This window comes from Streptosporangium sp. NPDC050148 (assembly GCF_055586505.1).
Window position 1 is genome coordinate 292,415 of record NZ_JBVJIA010000005.1, and the last position, 20,792, is coordinate 313,206.

Annotated in this window: 12 protein-coding genes; 6 read left to right on the forward strand and 6 right to left on the reverse strand. The window is 73.2% G+C overall.

Annotated features, from left to right (window positions below; genetic code table 11):
• Positions 1-152 precede the first annotated feature (152 nt).
• From ftsY to ACZ6RT_RS07730, 3 genes are all read left to right on the forward strand, one after another.
• Positions 153-1,337 (forward strand): signal recognition particle-docking protein FtsY, encoded by a 1,185-nt coding sequence (gene ftsY / locus ACZ6RT_RS07720; RefSeq protein ID WP_399186446.1) that lies wholly within the window; start codon positions 153-155, stop codon positions 1,335-1,337.
• 294 nt (positions 1,338-1,631) lie between these two features.
• On the forward strand, positions 1,632-4,034 hold the full coding sequence (locus tag ACZ6RT_RS07725) for a penicillin acylase family protein (RefSeq protein WP_470152587.1): 2,403 nt from the start codon (positions 1,632-1,634) through the stop codon (positions 4,032-4,034).
• A 733-nt stretch (positions 4,035-4,767) separates the two neighbouring features.
• Positions 4,768-5,364 carry a sigma-70 family RNA polymerase sigma factor gene (locus ACZ6RT_RS07730; protein WP_399186444.1) on the forward strand — a complete coding sequence of 199 codons (597 nt, stop codon included), beginning with the start codon at positions 4,768-4,770 and terminating at the stop codon, positions 5,362-5,364.
• A 103-nt stretch (positions 5,365-5,467) separates the two neighbouring features.
• Here the strand turns inward: ACZ6RT_RS07730 and ACZ6RT_RS07735 are convergent, their stop codons facing one another.
• A complete protein-coding gene (locus ACZ6RT_RS07735; RefSeq protein ID WP_470152588.1) occupies positions 5,468-6,304 on the reverse strand; it encodes an EamA family transporter in 837 nt (278 codons plus the stop codon).
• An 87-nt stretch (positions 6,305-6,391) separates the two neighbouring features.
• Here ACZ6RT_RS07735 and ACZ6RT_RS07740 point away from each other — a divergent pair, with 87 nt between their 5' ends.
• Both ACZ6RT_RS07740 and ACZ6RT_RS07745 read left to right on the forward strand, forming a co-directional pair.
• Positions 6,392-6,967, forward strand: a complete 576-nt coding sequence (locus ACZ6RT_RS07740; RefSeq protein WP_399186442.1) for a helix-turn-helix domain-containing protein — start codon at positions 6,392-6,394, stop codon at positions 6,965-6,967.
• Between the two features lie 211 nt (positions 6,968-7,178).
• A complete protein-coding gene (locus tag ACZ6RT_RS07745) occupies positions 7,179-8,006 on the forward strand; it encodes a polysaccharide deacetylase family protein (protein WP_399186441.1) in 828 nt (275 codons plus the stop codon).
• 70 nt (positions 8,007-8,076) lie between these two features.
• Here the strand turns inward: ACZ6RT_RS07745 and ACZ6RT_RS07750 are convergent, their stop codons facing one another.
• The 5 genes from ACZ6RT_RS07750 to ACZ6RT_RS07770 are packed head-to-tail and all read right to left on the reverse strand — an operon-like array spanning position 8,077 to position 17,718.
• A complete protein-coding gene (locus ACZ6RT_RS07750; RefSeq protein WP_399186440.1) occupies positions 8,077-10,944 on the reverse strand; it encodes an NHLP bacteriocin export ABC transporter permease/ATPase subunit in 2,868 nt (955 codons plus the stop codon).
• Between the two features lie 14 nt (positions 10,945-10,958).
• Positions 10,959-13,241: an NHLP family bacteriocin export ABC transporter peptidase/permease/ATPase subunit gene (locus tag ACZ6RT_RS07755; protein ID WP_470152589.1), complete on the reverse strand. Its 2,283-nt coding sequence runs from the start codon at positions 13,239-13,241 to the stop codon at positions 10,959-10,961.
• A gap of 14 nt (positions 13,242-13,255) precedes the next feature.
• Positions 13,256-14,068 carry a biotin/lipoyl-containing protein gene (locus ACZ6RT_RS07760; protein ID WP_399186438.1) on the reverse strand — a complete coding sequence of 271 codons (813 nt, stop codon included), beginning with the start codon at positions 14,066-14,068 and terminating at the stop codon, positions 13,256-13,258.
• A gap of 6 nt (positions 14,069-14,074) precedes the next feature.
• Positions 14,075-15,472: a SagB family peptide dehydrogenase gene (locus tag ACZ6RT_RS07765; RefSeq protein ID WP_470152590.1), complete on the reverse strand. Its 1,398-nt coding sequence runs from the start codon at positions 15,470-15,472 to the stop codon at positions 14,075-14,077.
• Positions 15,473-15,489: 17 nt separating this feature from the next.
• On the reverse strand, positions 15,490-17,718 hold the full coding sequence (locus tag ACZ6RT_RS07770; RefSeq protein WP_470152591.1) for a TOMM precursor leader peptide-binding protein: 2,229 nt from the start codon (positions 17,716-17,718) through the stop codon (positions 15,490-15,492).
• Positions 17,719-18,305: 587 nt separating this feature from the next.
• On the opposite strand from ACZ6RT_RS07770, the gene ACZ6RT_RS07775 reads away from it, so the two are divergent.
• A complete protein-coding gene (locus ACZ6RT_RS07775) occupies positions 18,306-20,768 on the forward strand; it encodes an AAA family ATPase (RefSeq protein WP_399186435.1) in 2,463 nt (820 codons plus the stop codon).
• The last annotated feature ends 24 nt before the right edge of the window (positions 20,769-20,792 follow it).

The window sequence follows — 20,792 nt, forward strand, 5'->3', positions numbered from 1 at the left end:
GGACACCGGGCCGCGCGCGCTCCGGACCGTCCGGGGACCGGCCCGCGCGCACCCCGGCCGGGCACGGGCCCGTTCGAACGCCCGTCCGGACGGGGGCCCGCCCGAACACCTGGGGAGCGAGCATCCCGGGGCGTCTGGAAAACTGTGGTCTTGTGGAAGCCTATCTCGGCATAATCGCGATCATCGCCGTCATCGCCCTGCTGACGGGCGGCGGCATGCTCCTGCTGTTCCGGTCGGTGCGCAGGACGCCGCCGCGGGTCGAACCGCCCGAGGCGCCGCCCGTCTCCGGGGTGCCGCAGGCCCCCGGGCGCGGCACGGCCGTGGACGAGGACGCGGCGACGACCACCGTGCCGCCACCGGCCAGGCCGATCGACCCCGCCGACGTCACGATCCTGCCGCCGGTCGAGGTCCCGCCGCCGTCCGCCGGCCGGATGGTGCGGCTCCGCGCCCGGCTGGCCCGCTCGCAGAGCACCCTGGGCAAGGGGCTGCTGGAGCTGCTCTCGCGCGACCGCCTCGACGACGACGCCTGGGACGAGATCGAGGAGACCCTGATCACCGCCGACGTCGGCGTGGCGCCGACCCGGGCGATGGTCGAGGAGCTGCGCACCCGGGTCAAGGTGCTGGGCAGCCGGACGCCCGAGGAGGCGCGCGCCCTGCTGCGCGAGCAGCTGCTCGCCCAGATCGGCACCGACATGGACCGTACGCTGCACGTCGCCCCGCACGGCGAGCGCCCGGCGGTGGTCCTGGTGGTCGGCGTCAACGGCACCGGCAAGACCACCACGACCGGCAAGCTGGCGCGCGTCATCATCGGTGACGGCGGCAAGGTCGTGCTGGGGGCGGCCGACACGTTCCGTGCCGCCGCCGCCGACCAGCTCCAGACCTGGGGCGACCGGGTCGGGGCCGGGGTGGTGCGCGGTCCCGAGGGCGGCGACCCGGCCTCGGTGGCCTTCGACGCCGTCGCCGAGGGCATCCGGGAGAAGGCCGACGTGGTCATCGTCGACACCGCAGGACGGCTGCACACCAAGACCGGCCTGATGGACGAGCTCGGCAAGGTCAAGCGTGTCATCGAGAAGAAGGCCACGGTGGACGAGGTGCTGCTCGTCCTGGACGCGACCACCGGCCAGAACGGCATGCGCCAGGCCCGGGTGTTCGCCGAGGTGGTCAACATCACCGGCATCGCGCTGACCAAGCTCGACGGCACCGCCAAGGGCGGGATCATCATCTCCGTCCAGCGCGAGCTGGGGGTCCCGGTCAAGCTGGTCGGCCTCGGCGAGGGCCCGGACGACCTGGCCCCGTTCGATCCCGAGGTCTTCGTGGACGCGCTCCTCGGCGAGTGACCCGCCCGCCCTCCCGCCCGCCTCGCCCGTACGGGCACCGAGGCCGGTGAGCCGCCCCCGGCGTGGACATCCCGGGGGCGGTAGGGGGCGGGCAGGGGGTGACGGGCCCGGCCGGTCCGCGCCAGAGTCGCGGTGAAGGCGCCCGAGGGCGCCGTGCGCCGTGCGCGGGGGCTTGCGCCGGACGTGAACGGCCGTGCCCCCGCGGGTGGACGCGTGCCGCGGGCGGGCCGTACGCCGTCGTTCTCCCGTGCACCGCCGGTACGCCGCGCGCTGCCGGCCGAGGGGAGGAGCGACATGCGGCGATGGAGGAGGACGGCCCTCATGCTGGCCGTCGTCAGCGGGGTGGGCGGTGCCTGCCTGCTGCCGCAGGCGGCCGGTGCCGGCACGGGGAACGGGGCGGGGAACGGGGCGGGACGGGCCGCCGGGCCGGGGCTCACGGTCGAGCCGGTCGCCGGGTTGACCAAGCCGGTGCAGATGGTGGTGGACCGCTGGGGCGTGCCGCACATCTACGCGCGCAACACCGCGGACCTGTATCTCGCGCAGGGCTTCAACGCCGCCCGCGACCGCCTGTTCCAGATCGACCTGTGGCGCCGCCGCGGCCTGGGCCTGCTGTCGGAGGTCCTCGGCCCCGGCCACCTCGCGCAGGACCGGGCGACCCGGCTGTTCCTGTACCGCGGGGACATGGACAGGGAGTGGGCGAGCTACGGCCCGGACGCGAAGATGGCGGCCACCCGTTTCACCGAGGGCGTCAACGCCTACATCGACCGGCTGCGGCGCTTCCCCGAGGAGACGCCGCCGGAGTTCCGCGAGCTCGGCTACGCCCCGGCCCGCTGGTCGCCCGAGGACGTGGTGCGGATCCGCAGCCACAGCCTGGTGGTGAACCTCGGCCCCGAGGTCGACCGGGCCCGTGCCGTCTGCGCGGGCGGCGTCGGCGTCGACCCGCTCATGCGCAGGCTCCAGCCCCACTGGAGGACCTCGGTGCCCGACGGGCTCGACCCGTGCGCGATCCCCGCGGACGTGCTGGGCGTCTACCAGCTCGCCACCCAGGGCGTCACCTTCAAGAACGGCCGGGTGCAGGCGGTGACCGAGCCGTCCGTCCCGGCCCCGGCCGAGGGCAGCAACGCCTGGGCCGTCGCCCCGTCGCGCAGCACCACGGGACGGGCGATCCTGGCCAGTGACCCGCACCGGGTGATGAAGGCCCCCTCCCTGCGGTACGTCACCCACCTGTCCGCGCCCGGCCTCGACGTCATCGGGGCCGGGGAGCCCGCGCTGCCGGGCGTCTCCATCGGGCACAACGGCACCGTGGCGTTCGGGCTGACCATCTTCGGCGTCGACCAGGAGGACCTGTACGTCTACCGGCTCGACCCCGCCGACCCGGGCCGTTACCGCTACGGCCAGGGCTGGGAGCGCATGCGCACCGTCACCGAGAACGTGCCGGTCAAGGGGGAGGCGGCACGCCCCGCCGAGCTGGCCTTCACCCGCCACGGCCCGGTGATCAAGGTGGACCGGGAGCGGAACCTCGCCTACGCCCTGCGCACGACCTGGTCGCAGCCGGGCACGGCACCCTACTTCGGCAGCATGGCGTACATGGGCGCGCGGAACTGGAAGGAGTTCACCGCGGCCATGCGCACCTGGGGCGGTCCGCCGGAGAACCAGATCTACGCCGACACCGCGGGCAACATCGGCTGGGTCCCCGGGGGGCTGGCGCCGCGACGGGTGGGCTACGACGGCCTGATGCCCGTCCCGGGGGACGGCCGCTACGAGTGGGACGGCTTCCACGACGGTGCGCTGCTGCCCCGCACCTACAACCCCCCGAAGGGGATCGTCGCCTCCGCCAACGAGTTCAACATGCCCGAGGACCATCCGGTGAAGGTCGGGTTCGACTCGTGGGCCTTCCCGTACCGGCATCAGCGCATCGTCGAGGTGCTCTCGGCGAAGCCGCGCACCTCGCCCGCGGACTCGCGGGCGCTGCAGAGCGACAAGCTCTCCATCCCCGCCCGCGAGCTGGTACGGCGGCTCGCCGGGATGAGCGCCACCGAGCCGTCGGCGGTCAGGGCGCTGGAGCTGCTGCGCGGCTTCGACGCGGTGATCGACGCGGACTCGGCGCAGGCCGCCCTGTTCGAGACGTGGTTCACCGCCCACCTGGAGCCGGCGTTCGCACGGGCGGTCCTGCCGGAGAACGTGGCGAATATGATCTTCATTCACGACCCCGTCCTGCTGATGGAGGCCCTGCGGGAGCCCGAGCGCTGGTTCGGCGCCGACGGCGCGGCCGTGCGGGACCGCCTCCTGCTCACCTCGCTGGCCGCGGCCTACGACGCCCTGGTGGTGCGGCTCGGCCCCGACCCGGCCGCCTGGAGGTGGGGCGACATCCAGAAGATGACGTTCGATCACCCGCTGGGCGAGAACGTGGGCCCGTTCCCCCGGGGCGGGTCCTGGAACACCGTGGACGCGTCGAACTACCTGCCCGGCTCCTACGCGCCCCTGTCGGGCGCGACGTTCAAGATGGTCCTCGACGTCGGCGAGTGGGACAGGTCGCGGGCGATCAACGCCCCCGGGCAGTCGGGCGACCCGGGCAGCCCGCACTACCGCGACCTGGCGCCCCTGTGGCAGAAGGGGGAGTACTTCCCGCTGCTCTACAGCCGCGCCGCCGTGGAGGCCAACGCCGAACGGCGCCTGCTGCTGACCCCGCTTCCCTGACGGACGGCCTCCCGGCCCTTCCCGCCCCCTCCCGCGCTCTCCCGCCCCCTCCCGGTCCGTCGCGGGACTCGCCCTTCCGCGACGGACCTCGCCCGGCCCGCCACCGACCGGTGGCGGGCCGGCCCTCTCCGGCCGATCACCGCCCGCGCCCTCCCGGCTCCCTGCGCCCGGCGCCCTGCGCCCGGCTCCCGGCTCCCGGCTCCCGGAGAATCCTCGCGGCCGTGACGAAGGGCCGAATGATGCGTCCTTGCAGGGCGAAGGGACGAAGAACCCGGTAGGACCCTCTCGAATGAACCGGTGGCACCGTCCGCCCGTTCCTCAGAGGGGAGATTAAGTCCTCGGCGCGTGGGAAGCGGGGAGACGTGAAGACGGGTGTCACAGCTTCTGCGGGGTCGAGGTCAGGTCCGGCGGACGGCAACGGCCGTTCGGCGGCGGGCCCCGGAGCCGTGCGTCCCGGCCTGTCACGGCACCCGAAAAACGGGCCTACCAGCGGTTATGTGATGATGGACACATCTCCGACCAAATCCAGAGAACGATGTTACGCTATTGAGACTTATCCGGCTGTAGGGCGTGTCGCACCCGCCGTGGACACAGTCGTCGATCATCCCCCTGACCTCTCAGAGCTTTTAACGGCCCCCTTACGGGGTGCCTGCGAGCATCGAGTACGCCGTCAGAAAGGGTGTGTCGCGACCGTGCCGGGCGGTAGTGGGGGGAAGAGTACGAGGGGGATCGAATGATCACGATGACGGAAGAGCAGCGCCAGGACTGGTTCGAGCGTGACGTCGTTCCGGTCACCAGCCAGCTGTACGCGTCCGCGATGCGTCTGACCCGCAACACCGCCGACGCCGAGGACCTGGTCCAGGAGACCGTCACCAAGGCGTTCACCTCGTACCACCAGTTCCGCGAGGGCACCAACCTCAAGGCGTGGCTGCACCGCATCCTGACCAACAACTTCATCAACGACTACCGCAAGAAGCAGCGTTCGCCCAAGCTCTCGGCCACCGAGGAGATCGAGGACTGGCAGCTCGCCGCCGCCGAGTCCCACACCTCCACCGGCCTGAAGTCCGCCGAGACCGAGGCGCTGGACCAGCTTCCCGACAGCGCCGTGATGAACGCCCTGCGCGCCCTGCCCGAGGACTTCCGGGTGGCCGTCTACCTGGCCGACGTCGAGGGCTTCGCCTACAAGGAGATCGCCGAGCGGATGGGCACCCCCATCGGCACGGTCATGTCGCGCCTGCACCGGGGCCGGCGCCAGCTGCGCACCATGCTGGAGGGCTACGCCCGCGAGGAGGGCGGCTTCCGCCTCTCCGCCGACGTCCAGGCGGCCTGACCCCCGGGCCCGTCCCCTCCTGCTCGACCCGTGGCCCGCTCCCCTGCCGGGGAGCGGGCCGCGGGCGTTCCCGGGGACGTCGAAGCGCCGGGTCGGGGGCGGGTCAGCCGGACGCGATCAGCGCGACCGCCCCGAGGGTGAAGCCCACCCCCACGACCTGCACGGTGTTGAGCCGTTCCCCGAGCACCTGGCGGGCCAGCAGCAGGGTGCTCGCCGGGTACAGCGAGACCAGGACGCCGACGAGGCTCAGCATCCCGCGCTGCTGGGCGAGCATGAACAGCACGTTCGCCACCATGTCGAGGATCCCGGCGCCCAGGATGAAGGCCGGCGCCCCGGGTGCCGGGCGCAGGGTGCGGCCGGCGGCCAGGGCCAGCAGCCCGATGGCCGCGACCGAGGCCACGCGGGCGCCGATCAGCGGCCAGATGCCGCCCCCCTCGGGAACCTGGGCGAGCAGGATGAAGAAGCCGCCGAAGCCCGCTCCCGCGGCCACCGAGGCCAGGACCGAGCGGTACCCGCCGCTCGACGTCTCCTCGGAGGAACTGCGGCTGACCAGCAGCACCGCCAGCAGCGCCAGGACCACCCCGCCGAGCGCGACCGGCGACGGGCGCTCCCCGACGGCGAGCCCGAACAGCACCGGCAGCACCGCCGAGACGGTCGCGGTGATCGGCGCCACCACCGACATCACGCCGGTGGCCAGCGCCCGGTAGAACAGCAGGACCGCCACCGCGCCGGAGATCCCCGAGGCCGCGCCCCAGGCCAGCGTCGCCAGGGTGGGCGTCCCGGGCAGGACCGGCAGCAGGGCCAGGGCCAGTACCAGCCCGGCGGCCTGGGAGAGGACCACCACCGCGAACACCTGCGCCCGGCGGGTCGCCAGCCCGCCGAGGAAGTCGGCGGTGCCGTACACCACCGCGCAGGCCGTCGCGAGTATCACTGCCGTCATTCGAGCCCCCCTAGTACAACACAGTGAACTTTCAGGACAATATATGAGGTGCAATGAAGTGCCAAACGGGTTCACTACACTGAACCCATGGACCCGGAGACGATCACCGCGGCGGTCGCCAACAACGTGAGGGCCCAGCGGGCGCACCGGCAGATGACCCTCGACGAGCTCGCCGCCCGCTCGGGGGTGAGCCGGGGGATGCTGGTCCAGGTCGAGCAGGCCAGGACCAACCCGAGCATCAGCACGCTGACCCGCATCGCCGACGCGCTCGGGGTGACGGTCGCGCGGATGGTGGAGGTCTCCGACACCCCCGTGGTCCGGGTGGTGAGCGGGGCCGACGTCATCACGTTCCCGCACGGGAGGTCCAGCACGGCGCGGCTGCTGGTCGGCACCGACGCCCCCGCCATCCTGGAGCTGTGGGACTGGAGCCTGGCCCCCGGCGACCACCACGACGGGGACGCCCACCCGCCGGGCACCCGCGAGATGCTGACCGTGCTGGAGGGGACGCTCACCCTGTCGGTGTACGGCAGGAGCCACCCGGTGCAGACCGGCGACGCCGTCGTGTTCAGCGCCGACCGCCCGCACCGGTACGCCAACGAGGGGGACGACCCGCTGCGGTTCATGATGGTGGTCACCGAGCCCCGGGAGACGCCCGACCGCTGAGGTCGTGCGCCCTGTCCGGTCACCGGCCCCCGGGTGCCCCGGACGTACGCGGGAGGCGGGAGCGGATCACCGCGGACGTGGCGCCGCGGTGGCGCGTCGGAGAGGTGAAACGGCGGCCGATGTCCCATCCTGGTGGAGTGCCCGGCCATGATCGCGCGGGGGGACCCGGCCGGGATCGATCATCACCTCCGCGTCGCTTTCGGGGGGAAGCATGCGGGTCTGGACGGTGCCCATGGTGGCGCTGATCGCGGTCGCGGGGAACACCTCTCCGATCACCCTGGTGGGGTCGGTGGAACCGGCGGTGACCACCGTGGCCGCCGGGGCGCCCCCGTCGGCGGTCCCCGCGGGCTCGCCCCCGCCGGGGACGGCCGGAGTGCGGGCCTCCAGGCACGAGGCCCGGCCGCCCGTCCCGCCCCCGGCCCGCCGCGTCGACTGCGAGCGGGTCAGGTGCGTGGCGCTCACCTTCGACGACGGCCCGGGACCCTACACCGGGTGGCTGCTCGACCTGCTCGCCGAGCGCCGGGTGCGGGCGAGTTTCTTCGTCGTCGGGCGGATGGTCTCCGAGGAGGACGAGGCCGTCCTGCGCAGGATGGTGGCCGAGGGGCACGAGCTGGGCAACCACACCTGGAACCACCCGCAGCTGACCCGGCTGGACCCCGGGGAGGTCAGGGAGGAACTCGGCCGTACCCAGTGGCTGGTCAAACGGGTGACCGGGGTCACGATGGGCCTGATGCGCCCGCCGTACGGGCTGACCGGCCCGTGGGTGGCCGCGGAGAGCCGCCATCTGGGGCTCGCCCAGATCCTGTGGAACGTCGACACGCGCGACTGGCACGACCGGGACGTCTCGGTCGTCGCCCACCGCGCGGCCGGGGCCGGGCCGGGCTCCATCGTGCTGCTGCACGACATCCACCCCTCCACGGTGCGGGCCGTCCCGCGCCTGCTGGACGACCTGGCCGGCAGGGGCTACCGGTTCGTGACGCTGTCGGAACTGTACGGGCGGCGCCCCGTACCGGGGCGAAGGTACTACTACAACCCGTGACGCGGACCTGCGCGGCGACCGTCCCGGGACGCCTCCGGTGGAGCGCGGGCGTCCCGGGGAACGGGCGTCCTCAGCAGAGCTGGCGGGCGGCCAGCTGGGCGAAGAGCCCGTCCGGTACGGCCAGCAGCTCCTCGTAGGTGCCCTGCTGGACGATCCGTCCCTCGTCCATCACCAGGATGCGGTCGGCGTCCACCACGGTGGAGAGCCGGTGGGCGATCACCACCCGGGTGGCGTTGAGCCGGTGGGTGCTCTCGGCGACCAGGCTCTGGGTGGGGTTGTCCAGCGCGCTGGTGGCCTCGTCGAAGAACACGATGCGGGGCCGGGCGATCAGCGCGCGGGCGATCATCATGCGCTGCCGCTGGCCGCCGGAGAACGTGGTGGTGCCCTCCGACAGCACGGTCTGCATGCCCATCGGCATGGCCTTGATGTCGGCGGCGAGCCCCGCCATCTCGGCCGCCGCCCACGCGTCGTCCACGGTGTAGGTGCTGCTGCCGATGATGTTGGCCTGGATGCTGCCCGCCTGCAGCGCGCCGTTCTGCAGCACCACCCCGCACTGGCGGCGGACGGCGGAGACGTCGAGCTCGGCGAGGTCCTGGCCGTCGTACAGGACGGTGCCGGACAGCGGGGTCTCGAACCCGAGCAGCAGGCGCAGCACCGTGGACTTGCCGCTGCCCGAGGGGCCGACCAGGGCCACGAACTCGCCGGGCTCGATCGACAGGGCGATGCCGTCCAGGGTCAGCGGGCCGTCGGTGCCGTACCGGAACGACACCCGGCTGAGCGCCAGCCGCCCCGACAGGTCGCCGGGGTCGGCCTTGGTGCCGTCGGTCTCCGGCCGGGCCTCCAGGATGGGCTTGATGTTCTCCATCATCGGCACCACGCCCATGGCGGTGACGGCGGCGGCGGTGAACTGCAGGCTGGAGGCCAGCAGCAGGCTGAACGCGGTGAAGAACGGCAGGAACGCGGCGATCGGGACCTCGCCCTTCAGCGGGCCCGCCACCACCGCGAACACGACCGCCGTGCACACCAGCGGGAACCCGGCGTTGAACGTGGTCACCACGTTCTGCACGCGGCGGGCCGAGGCGATCAGTGTCCGCCCCCTGGTGACCTCGCGCGTCCACTCGGCGAACGCCCGCTCCTCGGCGGCGGCGGCCCGCAGCTTCGGCATCGCGGTGAGCATCTGGAAGACCCGGGACGACAGGACCTGCTCGTGCCGGTACGCCTGCCGCTGCCAGCGCAGCTGCGCCCGCCCGGCGCCGAGCGCGAACCCGGCCCCGCACAGTGTGAGCCCCATGGCGACCAGGGCCAGCCGCACGTCGTAGAAGAACACCAGGATCAGGTTGGCCGACCCGGTGAGCAGCCCCAGCGTGGCCGTGGTCAGCATGCCCGACAGCATCTCCTGCGCCGAGCTGATGCCCAGCACGGTGGTGCCCAGCTCGCCGGTGGAGTAGCGGGTGAAGAACCCCGCGGGCAGGGAGAGCAGCCGGGTCCACAGGCCCGACTGCATGGCGGAGGTGGAACGGCTCTCGATCCTGAGCACGGCGATGTTCTGCACCACCGACAGGGCCGCGATCACCACCCCGGAGGCGATCACCACCAGGGAGCCGTGCACGATGAGGTCGACCTCGGCCCGGACCGTGAACACGCCGAGCACCTGGCCCGTCATGATCGGGACGATCAGCCCGAGCAGGGCGACCAGCACCCCCATGGCCGCGAACCGCAGCAGGTCACCGCGGTTGCCGCTGAACAGGCCCAGGCGCAGCAGCGCGCCGACGGACCTGACCGAGGCGGGCAGCGGACGGTACAGCACGTGGGCCCGTTCGGTCACGTTGCGGGCGACGACCGCGGTGACCGGGGTGACCACGCCGTCGTCGACCATGACGTAGCCGCGGCTCAGCGGGAGCAGCGCCACGTGACGGCCCGTGGAGTGGGTGCCGACCATCGGCCCCAGGTCCTTGGTCCACCACCTGCCCTCCAGCCGCACGACGCGGGTCCGCACGCCGGAGGCCAGCGCTATCGCCTGCAGGTCGTTCACGCTACGGCCCTGGCCGCCGTGCCGTACCGGAGGCCGGACGTCGAAGCCCAGGTGCGCCCCGACCAGCCGGGCCGAGGCCAGCGAGGGCGGGTCGGCGGCCACGTCGGCCACCCGCACCGGGGAGTCGGTGTCGCGCAGCACGGCGTCGAAGCTCCGCACGGCCTGCGTCAGCACGGTGCCGTCGCGTTCGCTCAGCGCGGCCAGGGCGGCGCGCTCCTCGTCGCGCTGCCGGTCGATGCGCCGGTCGATGCGGGTCAGCAGGCGGACGGCGTGGGCGGCCAGCAGCTCGCCGAGCGCCCCGTCGCCCTCGCCGGAGACGGAACGCAGCGTGCGGGCCCGCAGCCGGGTGCCGGTGCGGGCGACCAGCCACTCCCCCTCGGTCAGGCAGACGTCGTCGCCCGCGCCGAGCAGCACGCCGTCGCTGTCGCCGATCTCCAGCTCGCCCGCCTCGACGCGCACGCACAGGACGCCGTCGACCGACCGCACGGTGGTGTCCGCGTCCAGCTCCGCCGTCCCGTCGGCGGGCAGCGGCACGAACTGGCGGGGCGGCAGGGTGCCGGGCAGCGCGCCGGCCAGCAGCTCGACGCCGTGGCCGATCCCCTTCATCAGCCAGTCGGTCGCGTCGGCGGGAAGCCCCCCCATCTCCGTGACCAGGACGTCGGAGAGCACGGCGCCGGGCACCGGCCGGGCCACGATCACGTGCCGCGGTCCCGAGCGCACCCCCCAGGCCAATACCGTGCCGGTCTCGGCCCGGCCCAGGAAGTTCCAGCGTCCCTCCAGCTCGCCGCCCGCCGTCCGCACCGCGAACAGGTCCACCGCGCCGGCCTCGACCAGCAGCAGGAGCCGGGGGTCGTCGAGGATCATGAATCGTTCGGTGCCGAGGTCCACCCGGGTGGTGGCCCTCACGAGCCCGGCGGGGATCACGCGCCGCCCCCGGTCTCGAACAGCCGCGCGTACGGGCCGCCGGCGGCGAGCAGTCCCTCGTGGGTGCCGCGCTCGGCGATCCGGCCGCGGTCCAGGACGATGATCTCGTCCGCGTCGCGGACGGTGGACAGCCGATGGGCCATCAGCAGGCAGGCGCAGCCGCGGCGGCGCAGGTTGTCCATGATGACACGTTCCGTCTCTGGGTCCAGGGCGCTGGTGGCCTCGTCGAGGATCAGCAGGGTGGGTTCGGCGGCCAGGGCGCGGGCCAGCTCCAGCCGCTGCCGCTGACCGCCGCTGAAGTTGCGGCCGTCCTCGCGGACGAACGAGTTGATCCCGCCGGCGCGGGCCTGGACGGTGTCGAAGACGGCGGCGTCGCGCAGCGCGGCGAACACCACCTCGTCGGGGACGGCGTCGTTCCACAGCGTCAGGTTGTCGCGCACGGTCCCGGAGAACAGCGCGATCTCCTGGTCGACGTAGGCCATCGAGGCGGCGAGCACGGTACGCGGGATCTCCTCCATCGGGCGGCCGTCCAGCAGGATCCGGCCGGAACGCGGCTCGTACAGGCCGGTCAGCAGGCGGCCCAGGGTGGACTTGCCGCTGCCCGAGCCGCCCACGATGGCGATCCTGCTGCCCGGCATCACGGTCAGCGAGAGGTCCTCGATCATGGGGGCGGCCAGCGGGCCGTACCCGAAGGTGATGTTCTCCAGGTCCAGGCGCCCCTCCAGGCGGGTGGCTAGCACGACGCCGTCCGCGCCCTCGCCCGCGCCGCCCTCCGCGCGCTCGAAGCGGCGGGCGATCGGGTAGCGCTCCACGTCGTGGATGCGCCTGATGTCGGCGGTGAGGTCCTGCAGGCGGCTGCCGAGGTTGGTGAGCTGGGTGACCGGCCTGCTCAGGGCGGCCAGCAGGGTCTGGAAGGAGACCAGGATGCCGATGCTCAGCACGCCCTCCACCACCCGCAGCCCGCCGACCAGCAGCATCAGGCCGGTGTTCACGGTGGCCAGCATCGGGGGGACGACGATCAGCAGCGCGGTGGGCACGCCGAGCCGCTGCTGCGCGGTCACGGCCTTGGCCAGGAAGCCCGCCCAGCGGGTGAAGGCGTCGGGCTCGCCGCCGGTGGCCTTCACCGTCTCGATCATGCTGAGCGTGGCGAAGGTCGTGCCGGTGAGGTTGCCCCGGTCGTTGCGGAGGGTGGAGACCGCGTCCTTGCGCACCCGGGAGACCCAGCGCAGCACCACCATGTTCAGCGCCGCCATGCCGACGCCGATGACGCCGAGCAGCACGTCGTAGCGGACCAGCAGGGCGGCGTAGAAGACCACCAGCACCAGGTTGATGACCGTCAGCGTGAGGTCGCGGGACAGGACCTCGGCCACGGTGTCGTTGGTGGAGACCCGGCGCGACACCTCGGCCGGGCGGCGTTGCAGGAAGAACTCGATGGGCAGCCGGAGCAGGTGGCGGAAGAAGCGGGCCGAACCGGCCAGCCCGATCCTGATCTCCAGCCGTAACAGGTAGAACTGCTGCACGGAGGTCAGCACGAAGACGGCCAGCGCGGTGAGCACCATGGCGACCAGCAGCGCCGGCAGGTAGCCCGGCGAGTGGCCGCTGAGCACCTGGTCGATGAAGACCCGCGAGTAGGCGGGGCCTGCGATGCCGGGGATCACCAGCAGCGCGCTGGCCAGCAGCACCAGCGGCAGCGCCCGCCCGCTCGGCAGCCGCCACTGCAGCAGCGCCTTGCCCAGCCGGCTGCGCTCGCCGCCGGGCGTGAAGTCCGGGCCACGCTCGAACGTCAGCATGATCCCGGTGAAGCCGGAGTCGAAGTCCGACCACTCCATCAGCCGTGGCCCCCCGGAGGGGTCGTTGACCGCGACCATGGTGCGGCCGAACCGGGTCGTCACCCCCTCGACCACCAGGAAGTGGTTGAACGCCCAGAAGATGATGACCGGTCCGGTCTGGTCGCGCACGTTCTCGGCCTCGACCTGGAAGCCGCGGGCGACCAGACCGTAGGAGCGCGCCGCCGCCATCACCGAGGACGCCCTGGAGCCGTCCCTGGACACCCCGCATCGGACGCGCAGCTCCTCCAGCGGCACGTGCTTGCCGTAGTGACCCAGGACCATCGCCAGCGCGGCCGCCCCGCACTCGACGGCCTCCATCTGCATCACGGTCGGCACCCGGTGGGGGCGTCTGCGGCGCGGGCGTGAGAGCCGCCGCCCCCGTTCCCGCCCGGGTGCGGGGGTGGGAGCGGGTACGGGCGGCGGCGCGGCGGGCAGGGTGGTGTTCGTCATCGGTGGCTCCTTCGTCAGCGCCCGAGCAGCAGGTCGAACGGCCTCTGCCCGCCCAGGTGGATGGAGGCCGACACGCTGACCTGGGAGTCGAGCCGCACGGGTGGGCCCTGCGTGGTCGACCAGGCGTACCCCGAGCGCGTGTCCGGGTCGGGGATCAGGTCCACGATGATCATCAGGGGGGCGTGGCCGGCGCTGTACTTCCTGGCGGCCAGCTCGCCGCCGACCATTCCGGCCAGTGCCTCCTCGGTCAGCGGGTAGCGGCTGACCGAGGTGACCTTGCCGCGCAGCAGCCCGAAGACGGCGGCGGGCGCGGTGGCGACCGACAGGTCCACCAGGCGGCCGGGGGTGATCAGTGCCGTCCGGTCGGCGGGGACGAACAGCATCGCGACCAGGCGGTCACCGGCGACGTCGGTCCGCTCGACCGTGGCCACGGTGGTGCCGACCGGGACGACCTGGCCGTCGCTGATCGTGGTGTCGACCACCTGGCCCGCGAACGGGCTGGTCACCGTCCGCCGCTCGCCCTCGGCGTCCCGCAGCTCCACGATGGCCTGGCCGACGGTCACCGGGTCGCCCGGCTTCACCAGGACGCGCTGGGCCATGCCGGTGTGCAGGCTCTGGATCCGGGCCGTACCGCCGGGGTGGGTGAGAAGCCCCGGGGCGCTGACCGAGATGCGCAGTTCGTCGGCGAACGACCAGAACAGCCCGCCCGCCATGGTGATCATCACCACGAACACCGCGATCCAGCCGCGCGGGGTCACCAGCAGCGTGGGGGAGTCCAGCTCATCGGGTTCGCGGGCCCGCTGCAGGGCCTTGTATCGGAATTGCAACGCGGTTCACCCTTCCATGCGGGGGCGGGAGCCGAGCACGAGCTCCCCGACGGTGCCTTCGAGGAGCGGGTCGCGCCCCGAGGCGGTGGCGAAGGCCGCGGTGTCGCCGCCGCCCAGGCCGCACACGGCCAGATTCATCGCGGTGGCGACCAGGTAGAGGGTCTGGTAGAGCACGCCCACGTGCTTGAGCACCAGGGGGTAGGCGACGGTCTCGTACTTCCACATCACCCGGCCGAACCGGGCCGCCACCAGCAGCACGACCTGCGGGTCCGCCTCCAGCATGGCCGCGCCCCGCGCCTCGGAGACCAGCGCCGCCGTGGCCTTGTCCGGCTCGGCGACCAGCTCCAGCTCGTGCCGGTCGGTCGCGTAGTGCCACAGTCCCGCGGGCACTCCCTCGCACGCCGTCACCAGCGGGTAGACCTCCAGCTCGTGCACGGCCCCGCCGCTGGGGTAGGGCCGGTCGGCCAGCTCCTGCCCGTCGCCGCCCGTCATGGTGCCCCGCCTGCGCAGGGACCGGTAGAGCAGCTCGCCGAGCTGGTCGAGGGTGATCGGCGCGTCCATGTCGTGCGCGCGGATCGAGCGGCGCCGCTCCAGCACCTCGGTGAACGAGGGGTCGGCGGCGGCGATCCGCTCCAGGTCCGGTACGGGCAACGCGACCGTCCGGGTGCCCGCGGGCGCAGGGGAGACCGGCTCCGGCGGGAAGCGGTCGCCCAGGGGATGGGTGCCGCCGTAACCGGAGGCCGAGGCGGGGGTGCGGGTACGGGCGTGGAAGGCCAGGTCGCCGGGGTGCCACTGCGCGTGGGAACGCTCGGTGGTCTCGACGTCCTCCTGCGGGCCGCCCGGGGCCAGCAGGCCGGCCGTGGCCAGCAGCCGCAGCACCGGGGCGGGCACGCCGGTGCTCCAGGTCGCCAGCTCACCGATCAGGCCGGCGGCCCGCGGCGCCAGCTCGACGGCCAGGTGACGGCCCGGGGCCTGCAGGGTCGGCATGCCGTCCACGATCCGCGCCTCGGCGAAGCGGGACAGCCGCGCGGGACCGGCCGGGACCGGGGCGAGCAGCGTCGCCCCCCGGCCGACCAGACGAAGCCTGGCGATGATCTGGCGGATCTGGCGGATCTCGCCGACCTCGCCGGTCCGGCCGCCTTCGCGGACGGCATGCTCGACCAGCCCGGAGGCGTTCAGCCCGCGCAGCAGCATGTGCCAGCGCAGCAGCCCGGTCTCGCCGTCCAGCGCGGTCACGGCGACGGCCAGCTCGGCGTCGTCGTGGTCGCCGTCGGCCAGCAGCTTCAGGGCCGCGCCCTGTCCGGGGGTCAGCGTTCTGAGCTCGACGGCCCTGCCGGCCACGTCGAGGTGTTCACCGGTGAACGACACGTCACGGCGCAACCGGGAGACGAGGGTGGGGTTCATGTGTCCGGCCGCCCGTCTCAGAAGAACACGTTCCAGGAGTTCATCTCCTCCTGGGGTGTGGGGCGGTCGAGCCAGCCGAGCTTCACCGGCGTGTCGTAGATGCGGCCCGGGCCGAGCCTGCGCCAGAAGTGCCGCAGGCCGGGCGCCATCACCTTGACGACGTTCAGTTCCAGGTCGGGGCGGGTCTGGTCGACGACGATCACCTCGGAGCCGGCCTCGGCGATGGTGTCCACGCACCGGCGCACGACGGCGGCCAGCTCGTTGGGGGCGGGCTCGCCGACGGTGGCCGGCGCGAGATCGGGGTGGGGCAGCAGCCAGGGCTCGGAGGCGACCTTGGCCTCCTTGCACCAGTTCAGCAGCCCCGGGTCGTCGGCGCGGTACTTCGTGTTGCCCTGCTCGTCGCGTCCCTCGATGGTCGGCAGGAACTGGTTGAGCTCGGTGAGCGCGCGGAACGCCGCGATGCGCGAGTCCGGGTGGGCGCCGAAGCCCACCATGACGTCCTCCACCTCGTGGCGGCGGCGCGAGAGCGCGGCGTACACCGGGATGCCGAGGTCGGTGGTGAGGTCGAGCATCCACAGGTCGCGGTCCATGCCGTCGTAGAAGGACCGCAGCTCGCCCACGTAGGGGTCGTTCAGGGAGTCGAGGTCGAAGCCGCGGACGCGCGCCCGGTTGTACCACCACAGCGCCACGGAGTCTCGCTCGACCAGCTCGCACAGGCCCTGCAGGATCGCCTCCTCCAGGGTGTTGCCGGCCGCGCTGCCGTTGGAGTCGCCGATGCAGAAGAAGTGCCGGTTGAGGTCGGGGTGGCCGTACCAGGCGTAGGCGGCCGGGACCAGCCGCTCCTCGTCGCGGGTCAGCGACCAGGCCCGCGACCAGTCGAACGGCGCGGTCTCGTCGAAGGGGTCGGGCACCAGCTGCAGCCGGTGCGCCGGGTCGGCGTTCCACTCCTTGCGCCCGGTCCGCTGCTCGTCGGAGAAGAGCAGCAGCCGGTCCGGGTGCACGGCCGTCGCCGGGTCCAGGTCGGCGAAGGCGGCCCGGACGACCGGCTCGTCCCCCCGCCACACGCCCGAGTAGCGCTCGATCGCCTCGCAGACCGCGCTGACCTTGGCCTGGATCTCCGAGCGTCCCTTGCCGCCGCTCTGCCCGCGCAGGTTGCGGCGGAGCAGGTCCATGCTGTCGTTGACCATGGCGAAGTTGTGGCCGGCGGCGTAGCTGTAGGTCAGGCCGTTGGCCTCGTCGCCGATCGGCATCAGCTTGGTGATCGCGCCCAGCAGCGGGCTGATGTGCTTCTGCAGCCGGTCCAGGGTCTGCTGCGGCTTGTCGACGCGGTAGCCGCCGTCGGTGGTGTGGCTCGCCTGCCGGGGGGCGAGCACGATCTTGGGGTTGCGCTCGACCGGCACACCGCACGAGGGGCACTGCGGCTGGCGGATGAGGGAGTGCCTGGCGGTCTCCAGGGTGCTCATGTCGAGGGTGACCATGGTGCCGCAGATCGCCCCGGGCTCGCCGGTCGCCACGATGCGGGCGATCTCGGACGCGAGCATCCCGGACAGCGCCAGCGGGCCCGCCGCGGCCCGCGCCCGCGCCGGGTTGTACGGCACCCGCTCGCCGCGCTTGGAGGCCAGGTAGCGCTCCAGCTGGCGGTTGCCGGCGAGCCGCTGCTCCAGGCACGACCAGCAGCCGGTGTGGTCGGGGTCGAAGAAGGGGCCGAGCCAGGTGCTGACGCCGCCCGGCCTGGCCGGCAGCCAGGGCCGCCCGGCCGCCAGCTGCAGCGTGTTGCGGTGCTCCAGGGCGCGGTCGAGGTAGTCGTCGACGAGCACCACCGACACCCCCTCGGCGGGGACCTCGCCGATCGGGCCGGAGCGCACCGTCAGCCCCAGCGCGGCCAGGGCGTCCATGACCGGGGCGGGGTCGACCCCCTCGGCGGCGGAGACGGTGACCGGCGCGCCCGAGACGACGGCGGCCGGGTCGACGTTCAGCGCGTCCCAGTAGGCCAGCACCTCCTCCGGCAGGTCGGGCCTGCCCTCGGCGAGGTGACCGGCCGCCTCGTAGCGGCGCAGCGTGGCCAGCACCGTGGTGAACGGCAGGGTCCCGGCCAGTTCCTGGACGATCTCGCTGACCGTCCTGCGGCCGTCGAGGTAGGGCAGCACCGCCACGGCGGCCTTTCCCGGTACCAGGAAGTCCTTGCCCTCGGCGAACAGGAACACCCGTGCACCGTCCACGACGTCCACATGGAAATGAGCTTTCAAACGCGGGCTCTCCATCGGCATTCCCCTTTTTCCACGCTTCCGGACAACCGGCTTCACGCGAATTTAAACACGGCGGTACGGGGCGGGAGAATGCGTAAAAATCATACGCATCGCCCGGCGCGATACTTAGGTACCGGCGGTCCGGCCTCAGTATCGGTACGGTCGGTGAGGGGTCCGTGCCGCTCCGGATGTGCCCCGCCGGACCGGGGGCGCGTGCCCGCTCCGTCCGGGGTACGTGCCGGTCCCGCCCGGTGTCCCCCGGTGGCGCGGGCGATGTCCCCCTGTGGCCGGACGCGGCCACGGAGGACGTTTCCGCTGGTGGAGGCAGGGCTCGAGCGGCGGGTGCGGGGTGGGGCGGCCAAGGGCCCGGGGTCGGGGGGACGGGCGGGGCGGTGGCACGGGGGACGGGCGGGGCGGCGGCGCGGGCCGGATGCCGGGAAAAAACGGGCCCGGCCTGGGAGAGGGGGTGTGCGGGCCCGTACGCGAGGCCCCGTTCCACGACAGGAGGCTGTCAATAAAACGTACGCTTTTCTGTCATTAGCAAAAAGTTCGTTGAGATCCGGAACGCGGTAATGGACGATGGGCCTATGGCCCCCCTTCTCCACAGGGACAGAGAACTGGCTGTATTTCGTGAGGCTATCGACGAGCTCCGTATCGGCCGGCCGACCGTCGCGGCGATCCAGGGGGAGAACGGAATCGGCAAGAGCGCCCTGCTCAGTGCCGTGACCGATCTGCTGCCCTCCCGCAGCCTGGTGCTGCGGGCCCGCTGCCATCCCAGCGAGAGCCGTTTCGCCTACGGGATGGTCCGCCAGCTCTTCGATCCGGTGCTGTCGGCCGGCGGGCGCCCCCGCAGGCAGTTCGACCGTGCCGCCACCGACGACGGCGTCGCCACCTACGATCTGCTGACGGACCTGTTCCACATCACCCGTGACCTGGTCGCCGAGCAGCCCGTGGTCATCGCGATCGACGACCTGTCCTTCGCCGACCTGCCGTCGCTGCGCTGGTTCTCCTACATCGCCCGCCGCCTGGACGACCTGCCGGTCATGATGATCGCCACGTTGCGCGACGGCGCCCCGTCCGGGCCGCTCGCCGAGCTGACCAGGCTGCCGTACGCGCGGTTCATCCAGCTCCGGCCGATCTGCGCCACCTGCACGGCCGACTTCGTCGGGCAGACCCTGGGCGCGCCGCCCGACGAGGAGCTGTCCGGGTTCTGCCACACGCTCTCCCAGGGCAACCCGCGGGTGCTGCGCGAGCTCACCACCCGGATGCGGCACGCCGGGGTCAGCCCCGGCCTGCCCGACCTCGACCGGGTGCTGGAGATCGGCGCGGCGGCCCTGTCCGACACCGTGCTCGAATGGCTGCACGACGACGACGCGGTGGCCTCCGACCTGCTCACCCAGCTCGCCGTCATGGGCCCCGACACCGACGTCACCGTGGCGGCGATGCTCTCCGGCCAGGGAGAGCTGGAACTCCAGCAGGCCCGCCGGACGCTCGTCCAGGCGGGCCTCATCACCGCCGAGCCTCCCGTACGGTTCCGCAGCACCCTGGTCCGGACGGCGGCCCTGTCGCGCATCGACACCCGGACCCGGCTCGACCTGCACGAACGGGTGGCCGCGCTGCTGGCCAGGACGGGCGCGCCCGCGGCCCAGACCGCCGAGCACCTGATGCTCACCACCTCGGCCTGGGGAGTCCCGGTGCTGCGCTCCGCGGCCACGGAGGCGGTCACGGCCCGCAGGTACGACGACGCGGCCCGCTACCTGCGCCGCGCGCTGTCCTGCTCCGACGACCCCGTCGTCGTGCACGAGCTGACCCTGCAACTGGCCAGGACCGAGCTGCACCACGACCTGGACTCCTGTGCCCGGCACGCCGAGGCGCTGGTCACCGACGCGCCCGACACCGTCGAGCCGGCCAGGTCGCTGCTGTACCTGGCCAGCCCCGCGCTGGCCGCCAGCACGGTCGGAGCCCGGCCGTTCGTCGCCGTGGTGCAGGAGATGGCGACCACGCCGGACCCGCCCCGGGAGCCGCTGCTCCGGCTGAGCGCGCAGGTCCTGCTCTCGGGACATCGCGCCGGCCTGCGCGGGGCCGCGCGGCTGGCCGTGACGGGCCCGCCGGACGCCGCCTCCAGGGAGTTCTCCGGCGCGCTCGCGGCCATGGTCGCGGCGGGCGGACGGCATCCGGGCACCGCCGGGCGGCTGGCGAGGCGGGCCACGCTGCTCGGCTCCCAGCTGGGCCGTTCGGACGGGAGCGGGCTGGTGGGCGCGGCGCTGGCGTTCGCCTGGACCGGCCGTCCCGAGGAGGCGCTGGCGACGTGTTCCAGGATCCTGGAGCACTCCCGCGCCTGGCGTCAGCCGGAGCTGCGCGTGCTCGGGCTGCTGATCCGCTCGGACGTCGGTTACCGGCGGGGCGACTCGGCCGACAGCCTGCGGGACGCGATCGACGCGCGGGACGGGGCCGAGCGGATCGGCGCGGGCGCGCTGACCGCGGCGGCCCGCGCGTGCGGCGCGCGCGCCCTGGTCCAGATGGGCGAGACGCAGGACGCCACCGCGCTGATGCGCGAGACGACGATCCCGGTGGACGCCCACCCGCTGATCAAGAGCCTGATCCGGGAGGCCCAGGGGATGATCGCCGCGGCGGCGGACGACCACGTCACCGCGCTGAGCCTGTTCCTCGACTGCGGGCAGCGCCTCTCGGCCCGCGGCATCACCAACCCCACCTGCCTGCCCTGGCGCGCGCACGCGGCCAAGGCGTACACCGCGCTGGGCGAGCACGCCGCGGCCCGGACGATCGCGGCCGAGCCGCCGGCGGTCGCCGACCACGTGCCGGACGCCCCGCGGGCGCAGGACCGGGCGCCGGAGCGGACGCGGAGCCAGATCCTGCTCACCCCCGCCGAGCAGCGCGTCGTCGAGCTGGTACGCCAGGGCATGAGCAGCCTGGAGGTCGCCGAGCGGCTCTGCCTGAGCAAGCGCACCATCGACACCCACCTGGGCCGCATCTACCGCAAGCTCGGCATCCGAGGGCGGCACCAGCTGGCCGCCGCCCTCGGCGTCTGACCGGACGACCCTCCGGACGGGAAC